The sequence below is a fragment of the Sphingomonas sp. BGYR3 genome (assembly GCF_025153455.1).
Taxonomy (GTDB): Bacteria; Pseudomonadota; Alphaproteobacteria; order Sphingomonadales; family Sphingomonadaceae; genus Sphingomonas.
Map to the genome: position 1 here is coordinate 1,170,331 of NZ_JANZNT010000001.1, position 17,904 is coordinate 1,188,234.

Annotated in this window: 20 protein-coding genes and 1 tRNA gene; 12 read left to right on the top strand and 9 right to left on the bottom strand. The window is 66.3% G+C overall.

Annotation, left to right across the window (positions count from 1 at the left end; all coding sequences use genetic code 11):
* The first annotated feature begins 56 nt into the window (after nucleotides 1–56).
* From NYR55_RS05290 to NYR55_RS05325, 8 genes are all read left to right on the top strand, one after another.
* A complete protein-coding gene (locus NYR55_RS05290) occupies nucleotides 57–788 on the top strand; it encodes a SapC family protein (RefSeq protein ID WP_260020170.1) in 732 nt (243 codons plus the stop codon).
* Nucleotides 789–793: 5 nt separating this feature from the next.
* Nucleotides 794–1,831 (top strand): cupin-like domain-containing protein, encoded by a 1,038-nt coding sequence (locus NYR55_RS05295; protein WP_260020171.1) that lies wholly within the window; start codon nucleotides 794–796, stop codon nucleotides 1,829–1,831.
* Nucleotides 1,828–3,327 carry a tryptophan halogenase family protein gene (locus tag NYR55_RS05300; RefSeq protein ID WP_260020172.1) on the top strand — a complete coding sequence of 500 codons (1,500 nt, stop codon included), beginning with the start codon at nucleotides 1,828–1,830 and terminating at the stop codon, nucleotides 3,325–3,327. The genes NYR55_RS05295 and NYR55_RS05300 overlap by 4 nt, the downstream gene beginning before the upstream one ends.
* Before the next feature lie 39 nt (nucleotides 3,328–3,366).
* Nucleotides 3,367–3,858 carry an EF-hand domain-containing protein gene (locus tag NYR55_RS05305; protein WP_260020173.1) on the top strand — a complete coding sequence of 164 codons (492 nt, stop codon included), beginning with the start codon at nucleotides 3,367–3,369 and terminating at the stop codon, nucleotides 3,856–3,858.
* A gap of 13 nt (nucleotides 3,859–3,871) precedes the next feature.
* Nucleotides 3,872–4,843 (top strand): cation diffusion facilitator family transporter, encoded by a 972-nt coding sequence (locus tag NYR55_RS05310; RefSeq protein WP_260020174.1) that lies wholly within the window; start codon nucleotides 3,872–3,874, stop codon nucleotides 4,841–4,843.
* Nucleotides 4,840–5,526 carry an HAD hydrolase-like protein gene (locus tag NYR55_RS05315; protein ID WP_260020175.1) on the top strand — a complete coding sequence of 229 codons (687 nt, stop codon included), beginning with the start codon at nucleotides 4,840–4,842 and terminating at the stop codon, nucleotides 5,524–5,526. Before NYR55_RS05310 ends, NYR55_RS05315 begins: the two co-directional genes overlap by 4 nt.
* Before the next feature lie 72 nt (nucleotides 5,527–5,598).
* On the top strand, nucleotides 5,599–6,756 hold the full coding sequence (gene tgt, locus NYR55_RS05320; RefSeq protein WP_260020176.1) for a tRNA guanosine(34) transglycosylase Tgt: 1,158 nt from the start codon (nucleotides 5,599–5,601) through the stop codon (nucleotides 6,754–6,756).
* On the top strand, nucleotides 6,753–6,986 hold the full coding sequence (locus NYR55_RS05325; RefSeq protein ID WP_260020177.1) for a hypothetical protein: 234 nt from the start codon (nucleotides 6,753–6,755) through the stop codon (nucleotides 6,984–6,986). The genes tgt and NYR55_RS05325 overlap by 4 nt, the downstream gene beginning before the upstream one ends.
* Nucleotides 6,987–7,007: 21 nt before the next feature.
* On the opposite strand, the gene NYR55_RS05330 is transcribed toward NYR55_RS05325, so the two are convergent.
* From NYR55_RS05330 to mtnB, 5 genes are read right to left on the bottom strand one after another with little or no spacing between them, the layout of a single operon-like run.
* Entirely contained in the window at nucleotides 7,008–8,039 is a 1,032-nt protein-coding gene (locus NYR55_RS05330; RefSeq protein WP_260020178.1) for a LacI family DNA-binding transcriptional regulator, read from the bottom strand.
* A gap of 23 nt (nucleotides 8,040–8,062) precedes the next feature.
* Nucleotides 8,063–9,145, bottom strand: coding sequence for an S-methyl-5-thioribose-1-phosphate isomerase (gene mtnA, locus NYR55_RS05335; RefSeq protein WP_260020179.1), 1,083 nt, complete (start codon nucleotides 9,143–9,145; stop codon nucleotides 8,063–8,065).
* Nucleotides 9,142–9,783 carry an acireductone synthase gene (gene mtnC / locus NYR55_RS05340; protein ID WP_260020180.1) on the bottom strand — a complete coding sequence of 214 codons (642 nt, stop codon included), beginning with the start codon at nucleotides 9,781–9,783 and terminating at the stop codon, nucleotides 9,142–9,144. The genes mtnA and mtnC overlap by 4 nt, the downstream gene beginning before the upstream one ends.
* Before the next feature lie 45 nt (nucleotides 9,784–9,828).
* The gene (locus NYR55_RS05345; RefSeq protein ID WP_260020181.1) at nucleotides 9,829–10,380 is read right to left on the bottom strand and encodes a cupin; all 552 of its coding nucleotides are present in this window, start codon (nucleotides 10,378–10,380) and stop codon (nucleotides 9,829–9,831) included.
* Nucleotides 10,377–11,015: a methylthioribulose 1-phosphate dehydratase gene (gene mtnB, locus NYR55_RS05350; RefSeq protein WP_260020182.1), complete on the bottom strand. Its 639-nt coding sequence runs from the start codon at nucleotides 11,013–11,015 to the stop codon at nucleotides 10,377–10,379. The genes NYR55_RS05345 and mtnB overlap by 4 nt, the downstream gene beginning before the upstream one ends.
* A 135-nt stretch (nucleotides 11,016–11,150) precedes the next feature.
* On the opposite strand from mtnB, the gene NYR55_RS05355 reads away from it, so the two are divergent.
* Complete coding sequence (locus NYR55_RS05355; RefSeq protein ID WP_260020183.1) at nucleotides 11,151–12,293, top strand: aminotransferase; 1,143 nt, start codon at nucleotides 11,151–11,153, stop codon at nucleotides 12,291–12,293.
* A gap of 82 nt (nucleotides 12,294–12,375) precedes the next feature.
* Here the strand turns inward: NYR55_RS05355 and NYR55_RS05360 are convergent, their stop codons facing one another.
* On the bottom strand, nucleotides 12,376–13,098 hold the full coding sequence (locus NYR55_RS05360) for a folate-binding protein (protein WP_260021567.1): 723 nt from the start codon (nucleotides 13,096–13,098) through the stop codon (nucleotides 12,376–12,378).
* Nucleotides 13,099–13,190: 92 nt separating this feature from the next.
* Between NYR55_RS05360 and pyrC the strand changes: the two genes are divergently transcribed.
* Complete coding sequence (gene pyrC, locus NYR55_RS05365; RefSeq protein ID WP_260020184.1) at nucleotides 13,191–14,228, top strand: dihydroorotase; 1,038 nt, start codon at nucleotides 13,191–13,193, stop codon at nucleotides 14,226–14,228.
* Between the two features lie 15 nt (nucleotides 14,229–14,243).
* Here pyrC and NYR55_RS05370 read toward each other — a convergent pair whose 3' ends face one another.
* The 3 genes from NYR55_RS05370 to NYR55_RS05380 all read right to left on the bottom strand — a co-directional run bounded on the left by NYR55_RS05370 (nucleotide 14,244) and on the right by NYR55_RS05380 (nucleotide 17,021).
* The gene (locus NYR55_RS05370) at nucleotides 14,244–14,957 is read right to left on the bottom strand and encodes an ABC transporter ATP-binding protein (protein ID WP_260020185.1); all 714 of its coding nucleotides are present in this window, start codon (nucleotides 14,955–14,957) and stop codon (nucleotides 14,244–14,246) included.
* Nucleotides 14,954–15,970: a hypothetical protein gene (locus tag NYR55_RS05375; protein ID WP_260020186.1), complete on the bottom strand. Its 1,017-nt coding sequence runs from the start codon at nucleotides 15,968–15,970 to the stop codon at nucleotides 14,954–14,956. Before NYR55_RS05375 ends, NYR55_RS05370 begins: the two co-directional genes overlap by 4 nt.
* A gap of 265 nt (nucleotides 15,971–16,235) precedes the next feature.
* A complete protein-coding gene (locus NYR55_RS05380; protein ID WP_260020187.1) occupies nucleotides 16,236–17,021 on the bottom strand; it encodes a DUF1134 domain-containing protein in 786 nt (261 codons plus the stop codon).
* A gap of 193 nt (nucleotides 17,022–17,214) precedes the next feature.
* On the opposite strand from NYR55_RS05380, the gene NYR55_RS05385 reads away from it, so the two are divergent.
* Nucleotides 17,215–17,304: transfer RNA gene (locus tag NYR55_RS05385), tRNA-Ser, on the top strand.
* Nucleotides 17,305–17,485: 181 nt separating this feature from the next.
* A complete protein-coding gene (locus NYR55_RS05390; RefSeq protein ID WP_260020188.1) occupies nucleotides 17,486–17,695 on the top strand; it encodes a hypothetical protein in 210 nt (69 codons plus the stop codon).
* Nucleotides 17,696–17,904 lie beyond the last annotated feature (209 nt).

Here is a 17,904-nt window from a genome sequence, read left to right on the forward strand (position 1 = left end):
CATCCGCTGCCCCTGGGGGGGATCGCGCCCACCCGCAAATCCGATAGACTGTCGCCATGACCAACTATGCCCTGCTCAACAATATCGACCATGCCGAACTGAAGATCGCGCCGGGCCATGGCGCCCGCTTTGGGGAGGCGGTGAACCAGATCGCCGTGCTGCCCAATGAGTTCGAGGCCGTGCAGCGCGATTATCCCATGCTGCTGATGCGCGATGAGGACGGCGCGTTGCAGACGGTTGCCCTGCTTGGCCTTGACCGGGGCGAAAATCTGTTCGTCACTGACGAACGCTGGGACGCGCGCTATATCCCCGCGCTGATGGCGCGCGGCCCGTTCCTGATCGGACTGGGTGAGCGCGACGGCGTGCGCGAACCCATGATCCATATCGATCTGGATCATCCCCGCATCGTCAGTGATGGCGGCATGGGCCATCCGGTATTCCTGCCCCATGGCGGCAATGGCCCGGTGCTCGACGCGACGATCGAGGTATTGCGGACCATCCATGAGGGGCACGTCGTCGCCGCCGATTGCTATGCGGCGTGGGAGGCGCTTGACCTGATCGAGCCGATCGCACTCGAACTGGCGCTCAACGATCGCGAAATCTATGCGCTTGAGGACTATCTGACGATCAGCCAGGCGCGTTTTGCCGATCTCAGCGGCGATGAACTGGGCACGCTGCACGCGCGCGGCTTCCTTGCCCCCGCTTTGTATCTGATCGCCTCGCTCGGCAATATCAGCGCGCTGATCGACCGCAAGGTCGCGCTGCTGGCAGCGGCAGAGGGGGAGTAGCGGCCATGGCGCTGCCCGTGCCTGCCCGGACCCGCGTGATCGACGGAACCGATGCAGCCACGCTGCCCATCGCCGATCTGATCGCAGAGGGGCGGCCGGCGATCCTGCGCGGCATCGCCCGCGATCTGCCGCTGGTCGCGGCAGGCCGCGCCGGGCCGGATCATGCCATCGCCTATCTCAAGACCTTTGATGGCGGCCGCCCGATCACCGTCTATTGCGGCGATCCCGCCATTGGCGGACGGTTCGGCTATGCCGACGAGTATCGCGGGCTGAATTTTTCCGCCACCCGTGCCGGGCTGTCGGAAACGCTGGACCGGATCGCCGCCACGCTGGGTGATCCCGCCGCGCCAAGCCTGTATGTCGGATCGACCGATCTCGATCTGTATCTGCCCGGCCTGCGCGCACAGGCGGCATTGCCCTTTGGCGATCCGTCGCTTGCCGCGCATCCGCCGTTGGTCAGCATCTGGATCGGTAACCGCACCACCGCACGCGCGCATTTCGACATGTCGAACAACATCGCCGTGACGATGGTCGGCCGCCGCCGCTTCACCCTGTTCCCGCCGGATCAGATCGGCAATCTCTATCCCGGCCCGCTTGATCCCACGCCCGCGGGTCAGGTGATCAGCACGGTCGATTTCGCCGCGCCCGACCTGTCGCGGCATCCCGGTTTCGCCGATGCCCTTGCCGCGGCGGAGGTTGCGGAAATGGAACCGGGCGATGCCCTGATCTATCCCGCGCTGTGGTGGCATCAGGTCGAGGCGCTGGACCCGTTCAACGCCATGATCAACTATTGGTGGAACCAGGCATCGCCGCACATGGACACGCCGATGCTGACCCTGCTGCATGGCCTTATTTCGCTGCGCGACCGGCCGGACGGGGAAAAGGCGGCGTGGCGCGCCCTGTTCGACCATTATGTGTTCGGCCCCGCAACCCGCGCGGGCGATCCCCTGCCCCCCCATGCCCGCGGACCGCTTGCCGCGCCGATGGACCCGATGGAGGCGCGCCGCCTGCGCGCCATGATCCTGCAAAAGATGAACCGATGACCGATCGCTCCCCTGCCCGCACCCGTGTCGTGATTGCCGGCGGCGGCACCGCCGGATGGTGCGCCGCAGCCGCCCTGTCGAAACAGCTGGGCGCGCTCATCGACATCACCCTCGTTGAATCGGACGAGATCGGCACGGTCGGCGTGGGCGAGGCGACGATCCCCACCGTCCGGTCGTTCCACACCCTGTGCGGCATCGACGAGCGCGAATTCATGGCCGCCACCCAGGCGACGTTCAAACTGGGCATCGCGTTCGAAAACTGGGCACGGCCCGGCGACCGCTATCTCCACAGCTTCGGCGTGGTCGGCAAATCCACCTGGATGGCGGATTTTCAGCATATCTGGCTGGAGGCGCGGCGACAGGGGATTGCCGGGCCGATCGGCGATTACTGTTTCGAGCATCAGGCGGCGGACGCGGAAAAATTTTACGTCTCGGACGCTGCAAAGATCAGCTATGCCTTTCACCTCGACGCCACCGCCTATGCCCGTTTCCTCCGCTCGATCAGCGAACGGCAGGGCGTCCGCCGGGTCGAGGGGCGGATCGCCCGCGTCGAACAGCATGGCGAAACCGGCGATATCGCCGCGCTTCACCTTGAAAACGGCACGGTGATCGCCGGCGACCTGTTCATCGATTGCACCGGCTTTCGCAGCCTGCTGCTCGGCCAGACGCTGGGCGTGCCCTATGTCGACTGGAGCGAATGGCTGCCGATGAACGCGGCGCAGGCGGTGCAGACCGAAGCGGTGCGCCCGGCCGTGCCCTATACCCGCGCCATCGCGCATGATGCCGGCTGGCGCTGGCAGATCCCGCTGCAGACGCGGGTCGGCAACGGTCTTGTTTATTCGACCGACTATCTGTCCGACGACGCGGCGCGCGACCGGCTGCTCGGCGCGATCGAGGGTCGGCCGCTGACCGAACCGCGCCAGCTGCGCTTCACCACCGGCCGCCGCGCGCGGCTATGGGAACGCAACGTGGTGGCAATGGGCCTGTCCAGCGGGTTTCTGGAGCCGCTGGAATCAACCAGCATCCACCTGATGATGATCGCGGTCACGCGGCTCATCCAGATGTTCCCGTTCGGCATGGGCAGCCATCAGGCGCTGGCCGACCGGTTCAACGCGATCAGCATTGCCGAGCTGGAGGGCGTGCGCGATTTCATCATCCTGCACTATGCCGCGACCCAGCGCGACGATAGTCCGTTCTGGCAGCGGTGCCGTTCGATGACCCTGCCCGACAGCCTGCGGGCGCGCATGACCCTGTGGCGCGAAAGCGCACAGGCGTTTCAGGCGGGCGAGGATATCTTCCGGGTCGACAGCTGGATTCAGGTGATGCTGGGCCAGCGGGTCGAGCCGCAGGACTGGCACGCCGTCGCGCGCATGATCCCGCCGCCCCGGCTGGCGGAATCGCTGCGCGACCTGAAGCAGCAGATCGACCGTGCGGTGGGCCAGATGCCGCATCATGCGGATTTCGTGGCGGGATATTGTCCGGCCCGCGCGGCCTGACCCCTTGCGCCCGCTGCCAAGCGCGGCCACGCTGATCGGATGAGTGCGATTGCCCTTGCCGCCCTGCTCGCCCTGTCGGGTCAGCAGGCCGCGCCCCCCGCCCCGCCGCCGGTCGTGCAGACCATGCCGCGCGCGCTGATCATGGCAGAGCCGCTGGCGCTGTTCTTTGCCGGATGCGACGGGGATGGCGATGCCGTGCTGGCGCGGGCCGAACTGGTCGCCTGCGTCGATCGCACCTTTCGCCCGATGCTGGACAAGGGCGGGGTTGCGGCCGGCTATATCGCGTGGTCGGACTGGGCCGAACGCTATCTGGGCGATCGCAATGCCCTGCCCAGCCCCTTTGCGGTCGATGGCGACCGGGACGACCGGATCACGCCCGACGAATGTCTGGCCGCGATGAACCAGGGGTTCGACCGGATGGACCGGGACAAGGACGGCCGCCTGACCCGTGCCGAAATGCTCACCATCGCGGGTGCGCGCGGCATGGATGGCGACATGCGCCGCGACCGCCCCCCGCAGCGCAGGCGATAGAGCGGCAATCGCCATGGGCGTCCATCATTCCCATGCCCACGGCCACAATCATGGCCACGGTCATAGCCACGGTCATGGGCACAGCCATGGTCACGGTCATGGGCACGCCCCGGCCGGCGATTTCGGCTGGGCATTTGCCATCGGTACGCTGCTCAATCTCGGTTTTGTCCTGATCGAGGGGACATGGGGGTTCTGGACCGGGTCGATCGCGCTGGTGGCCGATGCTGGCCATAACCTCACTGATGTCGCGGGCCTGGTCATTGCATGGATCGCCTCCGGCCTGGCCCGGCGCTCGCCCTCTGCGCGGTTCACCTATGGGCTCAGCGCCGCATCGATCCTTGCGGCCCTCGCCAATGCGCTGATGCTGATGGCGGCGATTGTCGTGATTGCCGCCGAATCGGTGCGTCAGTTCGTCGACCCCGCGCCCGTTCCTGGCCTCACGGTGATGATCGTTGCGGGCATCGGCATCGTCATCAACCTGGGCACCGCGCTGCTGTTTGCGCGGGGACGGCATGGCGACATCAACATTCGCGGCGCGTTCCTGCACATGGCGGCGGATGCGGCGGTGTCGGCCGGCGTGGTCGCGGCGGGCGCGATCCTGCTGCTGACCGGGGCATGGTGGGTCGATCCGCTGGTCGGCCTTGTCATCGCCGCCGTCATCCTGTGGTCCGGCTGGGGCCTGTTCCGGGAATCGGTTGCGATGGCGCTGCACGGCGTTCCCGCGGGGATCGACCCGGTGGCGGTGGAGGCGATGCTGGCCGCCCAGCCCGGCGTGGCGCGGGTGCACGACCTTCACATCTGGCCAATGAGCACGACCGAAGCGGCGCTGACCGCACATCTCGTCATGCCCGACGGGCACCCCGGCGACGATTTTCTGCTCGCACTGCAACATCGGCTAGCGCACGATCACCGGATCGGGCACATGACCGTTCAGGTTGAAACGGGAACGGGAACCGAATGTCGGCTGCATGGAGGGCATCGTTGAGCGATGGCGAGGCGCCGATTGCGCCTGCAATCCTTGCCGATCCCGCTGACCCGATCTGCCGGCTGGCGATCTTCGATTTCGACGGCACGCTGTCGGACAGCGGTACCTGGTTCCTGTCGATCGTCGATGAACTGGCCGACCGGTTCGGCTTTCGTCATGTCTCGCCAGAGGAGATCGAGACGCTGCGCGGCCGCACCACGCGCGAGGTGATCCGCGCGGTCGGCATCTCCCGCTGGCGCCTGCCCGCAATCGCCCGCTATGTTCAGGCGCGCTTTGCCGAAAATGCCCACCGGATCGAACTGTTTCCCGGCGTATCCGACATGCTGGCACAGGTGCATGACGCGGGAATCCGCATCGCCATCTGCACGTCCAACACCGAAGCCAATGCAAAGGCCGTGCTGGGGCCGGACAATGTCGCGCTGGTCGAACATTTCGAATGCGGGGCCAGCCTGTTCGGCAAGGCGCGCAAGTTCCGGCGGCTGATGCGCAAGCTGAACGTCCGTCCGGACGAGGCGCTGTCGGTGGGCGATGAAACGCGCGACGTCACCGCCGCGCGCAAGGCGGGGGTGCGGTGCGGCGCCGTCCTGTGGGGCTATGCCAATCCCGGCATCCTGGGCGCGATGCACCCCGACTGGCTGTTTACCGGCCCCGACCATGTGGTCCGCACGATCCTGGGCCGATAGGCGCATCTGCCAGCGCCCCGGTGCGCAGGTGCCCGCTTCATTTTGCCGGCCATAGCGCCTAAGGCGCGCGTCATGCCTTCCCGTTTTCAGTTCACCATCCATGCCACCGATGGCCGCGCCCGCACTGGCGAGATCGCGATGCAGCGCGGCACCATCCGCACCCCTGCCTTCATGCCCGTCGGCACGGCCGCCACGGTCAAGGCGATGAAGCCGCAGGACGTGCGCGCGGCGGGGGCCGACATCATTCTGGGCAACACCTATCACCTGATGCTGCGCCCGACGGCGGAACGGGTGGCGCGGCTGGGTGGCCTGCACGCCTTTATGGGCTGGGATCGCCCGATCCTGACCGACAGCGGCGGCTATCAGGTGATGAGCCTATCCGAGCTGACCAAGCGGAGCGAGGAAGGCATCGTCTTCAAATCGCATCTCGACGGCACGCGGCACATGCTGTCGCCGGAACGGTCGATGGAAATTCAGCGACTGTTGGGGTCGAACATCGTCATGGCGTTCGACGAACTGGTCCCCACCACCTCGACGCGAGAGGTACAGGCCGCCGCCATGGAACGGTCGATGCGCTGGGCGCGCCGGTCGCGGGCCGGATTCGACGCGGGCGGCGATCATGCCGCCAACAACGCATTGTTCGGTATTCAGCAGGGCGCGCTGGATCAGGGGCTGCGCAAAGCGAGCGCCGATGCGCTGCTCGACATCGGCTTTGACGGGTATGCCATTGGTGGCCTGGCGGTCGGCGAAGGGCAGGAAGCGATGTTCGGCGTCCTCGATTACGCGCCGGGTCAGCTGGATGCGGCCAAGCCGCGCTACCTGATGGGCGTCGGCAAGCCGGACGACATTGTCGGCGCGGTCGAACGCGGCGTCGACATGTTCGATTGCGTGCTGCCCACCCGGTCCGGCCGCACGGGACAGGCGTTCACCCGGTCCGGCCCGATCAACCTGCGCAACGCCCGCTTTGCCGAGGATCAGGGCCCGCTCGATCCCGACTGCGCCTGTCCGGTGTGCACTAAATGGAGCCGCGCCTATCTGCACCACCTCGTTAAATCGGGCGAAATATTGGGCGCGATGCTGATGACCGAACATAATATCGCCTTTTATCAGGCGCTGATGCAGGATCTGCGGAACGCCATCGGCCAGGGTCGGTTGACGCTATTCGCCAATGAATTCCGCAGCCGCTATTCCAGCGGCAAGGCGGCTGATGCGACTGGAGGGAAATCTTGACGGACGAAACCACCAAACCCGTGGGCAATGAAATCACCGATGTCGCGCTGAGCGCGAAATCGACGCTGCAGGCGATCGAGGAGGCCAAGGCCAACGACCCGGCCGAAGCGGATGCCCAGAAAAAGCGCTGGCCCAGCAGCACCGTTGGCCTGGCCGCGGGCATCGGCGTCGGTTCGGCTGCGCTGGTCGCTGCCCTGCTCTACGCCAATCGGGGCAAGGGCAAGAAGTAAGCGGTCGCTGGCCCGGCCCGTTCAGGCGCTGGCACGTTCCAGCAGGCGGACGGGCACCGGGGCGGGCGTAAACTCGCGCCCGTCCAGCATGGCCAGCATCAATTCGACCAGCTCGTCCCCGGCCCGGTCGTAATCCTGTTCGATCGTGGTCAGCGGCGGGCTGGCGTACAGTCCGGCGCGGATGCCGTCGAACCCGATCACCGGCACCGCGCCCGGCACGCTGATCCCGGCTTCCTGCAACCGCTGCATCGCGCCCAGCGCAACCAGGTCGCTGGCGGCGAACACGCCGTCAAAGGTCAGGCCGATGCCCAGCGCCCATTCGATCGCCGCAATGCCATAGGATTCGCGATCCCCGCCAAAGGGGACGGCGACCGGATCCACCTCGATCGCGGCCAGCCCGGCCGCTGCCATCGCCGCGCGATACCCGACGCACCGGTCGCCAAACTGCCTGAGGCTGTTGTCGCTGGGGCCAAGGAACAGGATGCGGCTGCACCCCCGCGCGATCAGCCGCTCGGTCGCCAGCCGTCCGCCCGCGCGGTTATCGGCATGGACGGCGGCAATCCCTTCGACCGATCCGGTCCATGCGGCGATCCGCTTGCCCTGTTCGGCCAGCCTGGCAAAAAAGGCCCAGCCGTCGCGGTTCTGCCCCGAACCGATCACGATCACCCCGTCGGCCAGCCCCGAATCCTCATAGGCGCCGAAAAATGGATCGCCGCCCGCGCCCTGAAAACTGACCAGCAGGCTATAGCCATGCTCGGCCGCCGCGACCGAGATTGCGCTCAGCAGGGAAAGGTAGAACGGGTTCACGTCCCCCGCCCGGCCGCCCGGCGGGGCCAGCACGACCAGCGCCAGCGTCTGCGTGCGCCCGGTGCGCAGCCGCGATGCGGGCACGTTCAGCGAATAGCCCATTTCCCGCGCAATCGCCTGAATCCGTTCGCGCGTTTCGGCAGCGACACTCGGATCGTTGCGCAACGCCCGCGATACGGTCGGCTGCGAAACGCCAGCGCGTTCGGCCAGTTCGACGGAGGTCAGGCGGGGCGGCGATTTGGTCAAACGGTCCTTCCTTCGCGGATGACCTACGCTGGCAACCCGCTTTGGTGCAACCCCGCCAGGCCGTCCCGGTCAAGGACGCCGCGCTCGGTAATATATCCCGTCACCAGCCGGGCAGGGGTAATGTCGAACGCATGGTTGGCGGCGGGCGATGCGGTGACGCGCACCGTTTCAATCCGGCCATCGGCAGTCGGCCCGGTCAGCCAGGCCAGTTCATCGCCCGACCGTTCTTCGATCGGCACTGCCGCGCCATCGGGCGTCGCCGGGTCGAACGTGGTGGACGGCAGCGCCACGTAAAAGGGGACGCCATTGTCGTGCGCGGCCAGCGCCTTCAGATAGGTGCCGATCTTGTTGCAGACATCGCCGTTCGCCGTCACCCGGTCGGTGCCGACGATCACGGCATCCACCTGTCCCCGCATCATCAGCAGGCCGCCGGAATTGTCGCTGATCAGGTGATGCGGCACGCCATGCCCGGCCAGTTCGAATGCGGTCAACAGCGCGCCCTGATTGCGCGGCCGCGTCTCGTCGACCCAGACATGGACCGGCACGCCCTCGTCATGCGCCAGGTAAATGGGCGCGGTCGCGGTGCCGTAATCCGCCGTCGCCAGCCATCCGGCATTGCAATGCGTCAGGACATTGACCGTCTGCCCCGCCTTGCGCGCCGCCAGATCGCGGATCAGCGCCAGGCCGTGTTCGCCGATCGCGCGGTTGATCGCCACTTCCTCGTCACAGATGCGGTCCGCCTCGGCAAAGGCGGCGGCGGCGCGTTGATCCGGCGACAGCGGCCGGACGATGCGCCCCACCCGATCCAGCGCCCAGCGCAGATTGACCGCTGTCGGCCGCGCCGCCCCCAGCAACGAGTCCGCCCGCGTCAGCCCCTCGTCCGACGGATCGACCGCCAGAGCCATCGCCAGGCCATAGGCGGCAGTTTCGCCAATCAGCGGCGCCCCACGCGTCCACATCTCGCGGATCGCCGTTGCGGCTGTCTGTGCATCGCGGATTTCGACCCACCGGATTTCCCAGGGCAGCAGCCGCTGGTCCAGGATGCGGCACCCCGCCCCATCCTGCGTCCGCATGATCGACCGGGTGGCAACGCCGTTCAGCTTCACGGCAGTACCTCCGCCAGCGTGGCGACATCGCCTGCACCGCCCACCCGGTCGATCAGCAGCGCCTGCATCCCTGCGGCCCGCGCGGCCTCGACCTCCGGCATCATGTCGCTGACGAACAGCACCTCGCCGGCCGGCAGCCCCAGCGCGGCAGCAATCGCGGCATAGGACGCCGCCTCCCGCTTTGCGCCCACCCGCGTGTCGAAATGCTCGCCCAGATGGGGGGTCAGGTCGCCCGCCTCGGAATGACGGAACAACAGCTTCTGTGCCTCGACCGAGCCGGAGGAATAGATGTGCACCGGCACGCCCGCCGCCCGCCACCGGGCCAGCGCCGCCACCGTGTCGGGATAGACATGGCCGCGGATCGTGCCATCGGCATAGCCATCGGCCCAGATCATCCCCTGAATGGTCTTGAGCGGCGTTACCTTGCGGTCCTCGTCGATCCACCGGATCAGCGTGTCGACCGGATCGCCCGGTTCCATCGCGGCCACTTCGTTCAGGATGGCCGCGGCCGCATCGGGATGCGCCGCCACCCAATCCCGCAGATGCGCGCGGGCATAGGGAAACAGAACCTCCGCGACAAAGGCGATGGAGGATGTGGTGCCCTCGATATCGAGCAGCAGGGCCTTGGGCTTGGTCATGCAGCGCCCTTATCAAGCCCCTGTCCGTCAGGGGAGGGGCAAGTGCTATGCCGCGACCGGGTCGTGCCGTGGAAATCGGCTTGCGATATCGTCGCCAGTGAATTTCGCCACCCAGCCGTCCGGATTCACGAACAGGCGGATCGCGGTAAAGGTCGGGCTGGGCCCCATGTCGAACCAGTGGGTCATGCCCGCCGGTACGGAAATCAGGTCGCCTGCCGTGCACAGCAGCGCATGGACATGGCCGTTGGCGTGCAGCGTGAACAACCCCTCGCCCTCGACAAAAAATCGCACTTCGTCCTCGGCATGGGCGTGCTCGTCCAGGAACTTGGTCCGCAGGCTCGCCCGGTCGGGATGATCGGGCACCATGCGGACGATATCGACGGACTGATAGCCGCCCTCTGCCTTCAGCCGGTCGATCTCCGGCGCATACAGCGTCAGGATCACGTCATTATCCGCCCCATGCGGCACATCGCGCAGCGGCCAGCGTTCGAACCGCACGCCGATCCCGGCCATCTCCCGCACGATCACCGCACCATCGGCGCTGTCCAGCAGCACCGCATCGGGCGCATCCTCGGCATATACGCGCAACCGGCTCATGGTCTTGCTCCCCTGATCGTCAGCGCGGCGATCTCTGCCGCGATCATGAATTCCGTCGCCTCGGCCACCCGCTCGGCTTCGGCAACATCCCGGCCCCAGCCATAGATGCCATGCGCGCGGATCATGAACACCGGCGCGGTATCCTCCGCCGTCAACCGCCCGCCCAGCGCCGCCTCGATCTCGCCCATGTCCTGGCTGTTGTCGACCACCGGGATGACCCGTTCGGTGTCGTGCGTCTCGACGCCCGGATATGCCTTCAGCATCTCGTGCCCGGCCAGCACCAATGCGTCGCCCAGGGTGCGGCTCAGCGCAACGCCGCCCGGCGAATGCCAGTGCAGGATCGCGCCAGCGTCAGGAAACTGGCGATAGATCAGCGCGTGCAGCGCGGTTTCGGCCGATGGCCGACCCGGCTCCAGCGGCTCACCCTCCGGCGTTGCCAGCATCAGATCAGCGGGGGTCAGCCGCCCCTTGTGCGTGCCGGACCGGGTAATGGCGATCGTTTCGGCGTCCAGCCGCACCGAATGATTGCCGCTGGTCGCCGCTGCCAGCCCGCGCGCATCCAGCCGCGCGGTCGCCGCGATCAACGCCGCGATCGCTCCCTCTGCGGTATCCGTCTTTGGGGCAATTATGCTCATCTTCAGGGATTTAGGCGCAAGCCCGGTCAGCCACAAGGATCACCCGACCACCCGCCCTTCCGCCGCGCCCCCTTGCGGCGAAGGGGCGAAGCAGGCAACGCTGCCCCGTCTGTAAAATTACCGGGAACCTATTGCTTGAACCCCGTCTTTGCCTCGCTCGGCACCACCATATTCGAGGCGATGTCCGCCCGGGCACGCGAAAGCCGCGCCATCAATCTGGGTCAGGGATTTCCGGAAGAGGATGGCTGCCCCGCCGTCATCGCCGCCGCTGCCGCCGCGCTGACCGGCCAGTCGAACCAATATCCCCCGATGCCGGGCCTGCCCGTGCTGCGCGATGCGGTGGCAGGATGGTACAACGACACGCAGGGCACCGATTTTGCGGCACAGGAAGTCATCGTCACCTCCGGCGCAACAGAGGCGCTGGCCGCCGCGATCCTGGCGCTGGTGTCGCCCGGCGATCAGGTCGTGCTCGTCCAGCCGCTCTATGACGCCTATCTGCCGCTGGTTCAGCGGGCGGGCGGCGATGCGCGGCTGATCACGCTTGCCCCGCCCGACTGGCGGCTGACGCGCGAGATGCTGGACGCGGCTGCCGACCGGCCGCGCTTCATCCTGCTGAACGATCCCGTCAATCCGACCGGCGCGATGATGGATGATGCCACCCGCGCGATGATCGCCACATGGTGCGTGGACCACGACGTCATCGCCATCTGCGACGAGGTGTGGGAGGGCGTGACCTTCGACGGCCGCCGCCATCGCCCGCTGATTACCGAAGCGGGAATGCGCGAACGGACGATCAAGATCGGTTCGGCCGGCAAGCTGTTCGCGCTGACGGGATGGAAGGTCGGCTGGCTGTGCGCTGCGCCCGCCCTGTCCTCGGTGCTGGCAAAGGCGCATCAGTTCATCACCTTTACCACGCCGCCCGCGCTGCAATGGGGCGTCGCGCATGGCCTGACCCATGAACGCGGCTGGATCGAGGGGATGGCAGCGGATCTTCAGCGGTCGCGCGACCGGCTGGCATCGGGGCTGGCACAGGCGGGGTTCGTTACGACGCCCAGCGCCGGCACCTATTTCCTGTCAGTCGATCTGCCGGCCAGCGGCATTGCGATGGGCGATGTGGCATTCAGCGAATGGGCGATCGACCATGCCGGCGTCGCCAGCATCCCCCTATCCGCCTTTTTCGCCGCGGACCCGGTGACCACCCATGTCCGCCTGTGCTTCGCCAAATCCGACGCGACACTGGACGCCGCGATCGAACGGCTGGCGCGGGCGAGACCCTGAACTCCTCCCCCCTTGAGGGGGAGGATAGCATAGCTTGCCGCTTCAGCGGCTAGCGGCGCTTGGAGAGGGGGTATCCCGAACGCTAACCTTGGGCCAAATCCCCCCACCATTCCGGCACTATCGCATCGCCCGGTGCCTCCACCCGGCGATGCTCGACCATCAGGCCAAGGTCGGGATAGGTGGCGCGCGTCCGCTCCCCCGCCTCGCCCAGCGGGGCGACCATCAGGCGGCGGTTCACCTTTGACCGGTGGTGCATCCGCGCCGTGTTCTCCTGGCCGACATAACAGCCCTTGGTGAAACTGACCCCGTTCAACTCGCGGGCATTGCATTCCAGCCACAGCGTCTTGTCCTGGCCCAGTTCGCCCGCACCCTCCGTCACGCCCAGCGCCAGCCGGTGTGCCCGCCATGCGGGGGACGCATCCCCCCCGCCCGGCTCGCCCAGCCAACGGTGGCCGAGCGCCGCCAGGCGCGGATCGGCCACGCCCCGCGCGGCATCATCGGGCGACCAGTGCACCGCGATCTGCGTCCGATCGATCGTGACGGCGCGGCGCAGGCGATACAGGGACAGCCGCCGGATCAGCGCGTCGGCCTCACCCGCCTCGCAATCGATCAGCAGGTCCGCGCCATCGTCCCACACGATGAAATCGAACAGCGCCTTGCCCTGCGGCGTCAGCAGCCCGGCCCAGACGGGCCGCTCCGGCGCGACCGACAGGACATCGTTCGTCACCAGCCCCTGCAGAAAAGGGCGCACATCCGCACCGCGCATCGCAATGACGGCCCGGTCGGCCAGTTCGGTGGGGATCATGTCCATCGCGCCGATATAGGCCGCCGCACCGGGCGCGTCAGCCCCGCACCGGGGTGTTTCGCTGACGCCGCTTTTTGCCTAAGGGCGATGGCATGACTGATACGCTTACGATCCGCCGCCCCGACGACTGGCACGTCCATCTGCGCGATGGCGCCATGCTGCAGGCCGTGGCGCAGTACACCGCCCGCCAGTTCGCCCGCGCCATCGTGATGCCCAATCTGGCCCCGCCGATCACCAGCGCGGATCAGGCTGATGCCTATCGCGACCGCATCCTGGCCGCGGTGCCGCCGGGCATGAACTTCACGCCGCTGATGACCTGCTATCTGACCGATGGGGCGGATGGCGCTGCAATCGTCGAGGGTTTCCGGCGCGGATCCTTTGCCGCGTGCAAGCTCTATCCGGCCCATGCGACGACCAATTCCTCGCACGGCGTTACCGATATCGCGAACATCCGCGGCGTGCTGACGGCGATGGAGGCGGCGGAAATGCCGCTGCTCATCCATGGCGAGGTGACCGACCATCATGTCGACATCTTTGATCGGGAGGCGGTGTTCATCGACCGCATCCTGTCCGGCATCGTCCGCGACTTTCCGGGCCTCCGCATCGTGTTCGAACACATCACGACCGAGGATGCGGTGCAGTTCGTGGAAAGCGCCGGCGACAACATCGCCGCGACCATCACGCCGCAGCATCTGCACCTCAATCGCAACGCGATCTTCGATGGCGGCATCCGCCCGCACGCCTATTGCCTGCCCGTGGTGAAGCGCGAAAAGCACCGGCTGGCGCTGCGCCGCGCCGCCACCTCCGGTTCGGCCAGCTTCTTCCTCGGCACGGACAGCGCACCCCACGCGCTGGAGCGCAAGGAAACCGCCTGTGGCTGTGCCGGCATCTTCAACGCGCCCCATGCCATCGAAAGCTATGTGCAGGTGTTCGACGAGGAAGGCGCGCTCGACCGGCTGGAGGCATTCGCCTCGCTGAACGGACCCGCCTTTTACCGCCTGCCGGTGAACGAGGAAACGATCACGCTGACCCGCGGCGGCGAAACGGTGGCCGCATCCATCCCGGCAGCCGGCACCAGCGTGGTGCCCTTCCATGCCGGCGAAACGCTGGGCTGGCGAATGGTCGGCTGACCCACATAGCGCTGTTCAGCGGAGCGCAGCTACCAGATCACTTTCGAAGCGTGCGGCATCATTGCGTCCGGCATGCAGCATGGCACGATCCAGCGTCAGGCTAATGCGACCTTTGGCCATCACGATCCCGCTGTCACAAAAGCCGCACAATGTCGTCAGGTCATGCAGCGCGGTGATCAGGACAAGCCCGTCCGCCACCAACCGGGCCAGAACCGCACGCACATCAAACGCCGCCACCGGATCCAGCCAGTTGAACGGTTCATCAAGGATCACGATGCGACACGGCCGCGCAAAGGCCATGGCAAGGGCGGCACGCTGGCGCATCCCCGACGAACATTCGGCCGCCGGGATGTCGAGCAGCGCGCCGATCCCCAGCGCTTCCCAAAGACCCCGGTTTCGTTGCTCCTGAACCTCCAGCGGATCGCCGGCCAGTTCCAGCAGGCTACCCAACCGCAAGGCCGCCGGAAAATGCTCGATTGGCGGAGCAAAACCGATCGTCCGTGCCCGCGCATCACGGTCTGCGGCGCTTTCGCGGCCAAAAATTGCGCAACTGCCTGCCGTAATCGGCAATCGCCCTGCGATGGCGCGCAGCAGAGTGGTCTTGCCTGATCCGTTGGCACCGATCACGCCCAGCCATTGTCCGACCATCGCAGATGCGGTGACATCATGCACGATCCGCCGCCCGACTCGGCTGACGTCAATACCCGTGATCGTCAGCGCAGCCGTCATTGCAGCAACCATCGTGCGTTCGCCCCGCGTCGGGCCAACCCCAGCATGGCGATCGCAATGATCACGCCGCCAAGCGGTGGCAGGGTAAAGCCTGCATAGCCGGCGGCGCCGACAACCAATGCCACCGTCCAGTCCGCAACCAGCGGGCTCAGTGCGCGATAGGCAAGGATGCGCAATGCTGTCACAAGCGGCACCGCTATCGAAACCAGACAAATGGCTATGGCCAGGGGCCAACTCCCCGCCACCATCAGCAGAATTGCAAGGGGCCAAAGCAGCGCAATCTGGACCGACAGCCAATGGCGCAACAGCGATAGTCCGCCATGCCCGACCAGCGTCATGAACCGGACAACCTCTGCGTCTACCCGCGCGGTCAGTGCGAGCACACCCAATGCATAGCTTATGATGACGATGGCGTTCAAATCATGGCTGGAAGGAATGAATACACTCCCGACGCCAACGCCAACCGACACCGCCGCCGCCGCAATCCACGCACGGGGAAAGCGGTGAAGCCCCGGCGACGCAATCCGGCCCCTCAGGCGATGGCCATGTGCCTGCACAAGGGGCAGGAGCACCCCCACACTCAGACCGATACACCCGCCGATCAGGATGCCGTTTTCATCGAACAGGCCCAGGACAGCCAGCGTTGCAATCGCCATGACAAATGCGCCGAGGGTCAGCGACACCGCATATCCGACACGCGCGCGAAGCCGTTGCGCTTCATGCGCAAGCACCCCATCGGCGCGATGAAACCGTAAGCGTTCAATCAGCAGTTTCGCTACACCGGCTGCGATCAATGCGGTGATTGCAACGCCCAGCATCGATCGGCGATCAGACGGCAACCCGCCGACCGCCACCCGCGCAATCAGCGCCAGCAGCGGTACGGCAACCATTACCGTCAGCCAGTCATCGATCCGCCTGAACAGCTTGGGTACGACCGCCAGTGCAATCGCCACATCGTGCTTGATAAGAACAAAACCCAAGGGCGATCCAGCAGTACCGGCGACGATAGCCAATGGTAGCAAGGGATTGCCGTCGGGTCACTCGCTACCAATGGCTTTCGTGATCTGCGTTCACCCTATGCCGAAATCCATCAATTGCCGGGGAACCAACTCATGTCTGACCGGCACTTTTGCGGGACGCGTCCGCCTGTTGTGCCAACCTGCGTTGAACCGATGCATCTTGATCGAAATGTGACAGGCAAGCGCCGCAGCACGTTCGGAGATCGGGCCGCCAGTCTGAGGGATGCGGGCGGCGTGGGCGTTATCGACCTGCCTTCAATCAGAACGGCAGCCAGCGTTGCTTTTCGCTGAACCGCATATAGCCGACATTGGCGCCCAGCCGCCATCCGACGCCCAGCCGGATGGGGATCAGCACCGTATCGCCGCGCCGCAGGTAACTCGCCGAAAAGCCGCCGACGAAATAGACGCGGCCCTCTGCGGCGGGGAATCGCTTATACAGCTGCTGCTGTTCGGCCAGGTTGTAAACCAGCACGAACACCTTGGCCGCATCGCCGCCAATGTCGAAGCCCACCGACGGCCCGGTCCAGTAAACCGGCGCTTGTCCCAGCTGCTTGTGGCTCATCGTGCCCGAGCCATAGCGCAGGCCGACGACAAACGCGCCGCCCGCCTCTCGCCCGGCGATATAGGCGCTGGGCTCGCCCTGATCTTTCAGGATGTTTTCGATGATCCCGGCCAGGCCCTCGGCACCCTTGCCGAACACGCCCTCGGCCGCGCCGATCAGGTCCTGTTCGCGATAGGTCTTGGTGGTGTCGGCGTCCGCCGTCGTGGTGCCCGCCGGCGCCGTGCCGCTCTGCGCGCCATAGGGCTGGCCATAGGGGCTGCGGGTGGTGGCATAGGGATCGTCGGTCGGAACGCCGTCCTGCGTCGTCGGCTGGACCGGCGGCGGATTGGTGGTCGTCACCGGCGGCGGCGACGCGGGGGGCAGCGTGCCGTTCAGGTCCTGATCCATCGCGGTGTTAGGATCGACCGTCGCGATCTGCGCATGCGCAAGACCCGGCATCGCCAGGCCGATCGCCAGCATGATGCTCAACACAAACCGCTTCATATCAAAACCCCCGGGTCGGCCAGCATTAACCTTATGCCCGCGCCGCCTGTCCCGGCAATGAACAGACGACGACCCGAATCGATTTTGCGCTGGATGACCGGATTGCCCGCGAAACGATCGGCCGGACCGACAATGAAATCCCCCGGTTGATCAACCCCCTGCCCATCGCTATAGCCCACCGCTCGGCGCATCCGGAGACGTGGGTGAGTGGCTGAAACCAACGCTTTGCTAAAGCGTCATACGGGAAACCGTATCGAGGGTTCGAATCCCTCCGTCTCCGCCACCTCGATCTTCATCGGAAATGGACACCGGCCATCCTGCGCCGGCCGGGCGCAGCTGCCCGGTGCTGATCGTTTGGACTAATTTCCTATTGACTCGATAGGAATATGCCATCACTCACGGAATCGGGGCGTAGCGGGGGGTTCTCGCCGCGCGCGCTGCCGCCAATTTTGATGGGGAATGACATGATCAAGAAGTTCGGGTTTGCCGCTGCCGCCGCGCTTTCGCTGACGCTGGCCGCTTGTGGCGGGGGTGAAGCGAACGTGGCCGATGCCGATGCCAATCTGGTGTCGAACGACGTGGTGCTGGACGAATCGCTGGGCAACGAGCTGAGCATCGACAACGGCGCCTCGATCGATGCGCTGGGCAACAGCGGCGACAACATCACCGAATAAGCCCGTCCCGCTTATGGGGTTTGCGGCGTGGCCGAATCCGCGCCGCCGATCCCGGGAAACAGGGCTTTGTACAACGCCAGAATGCTCCCGGCGTTGCCTTTGAAGGCCCGGCCTCGTGCCGGGCCTTTTTGACGTGTCCGCGCCGCGGTCGTCACGTCCGTCGCACCTTGGGCAAGCCGGATTTGGCCGGTGCCAACCAGATGTTGGTC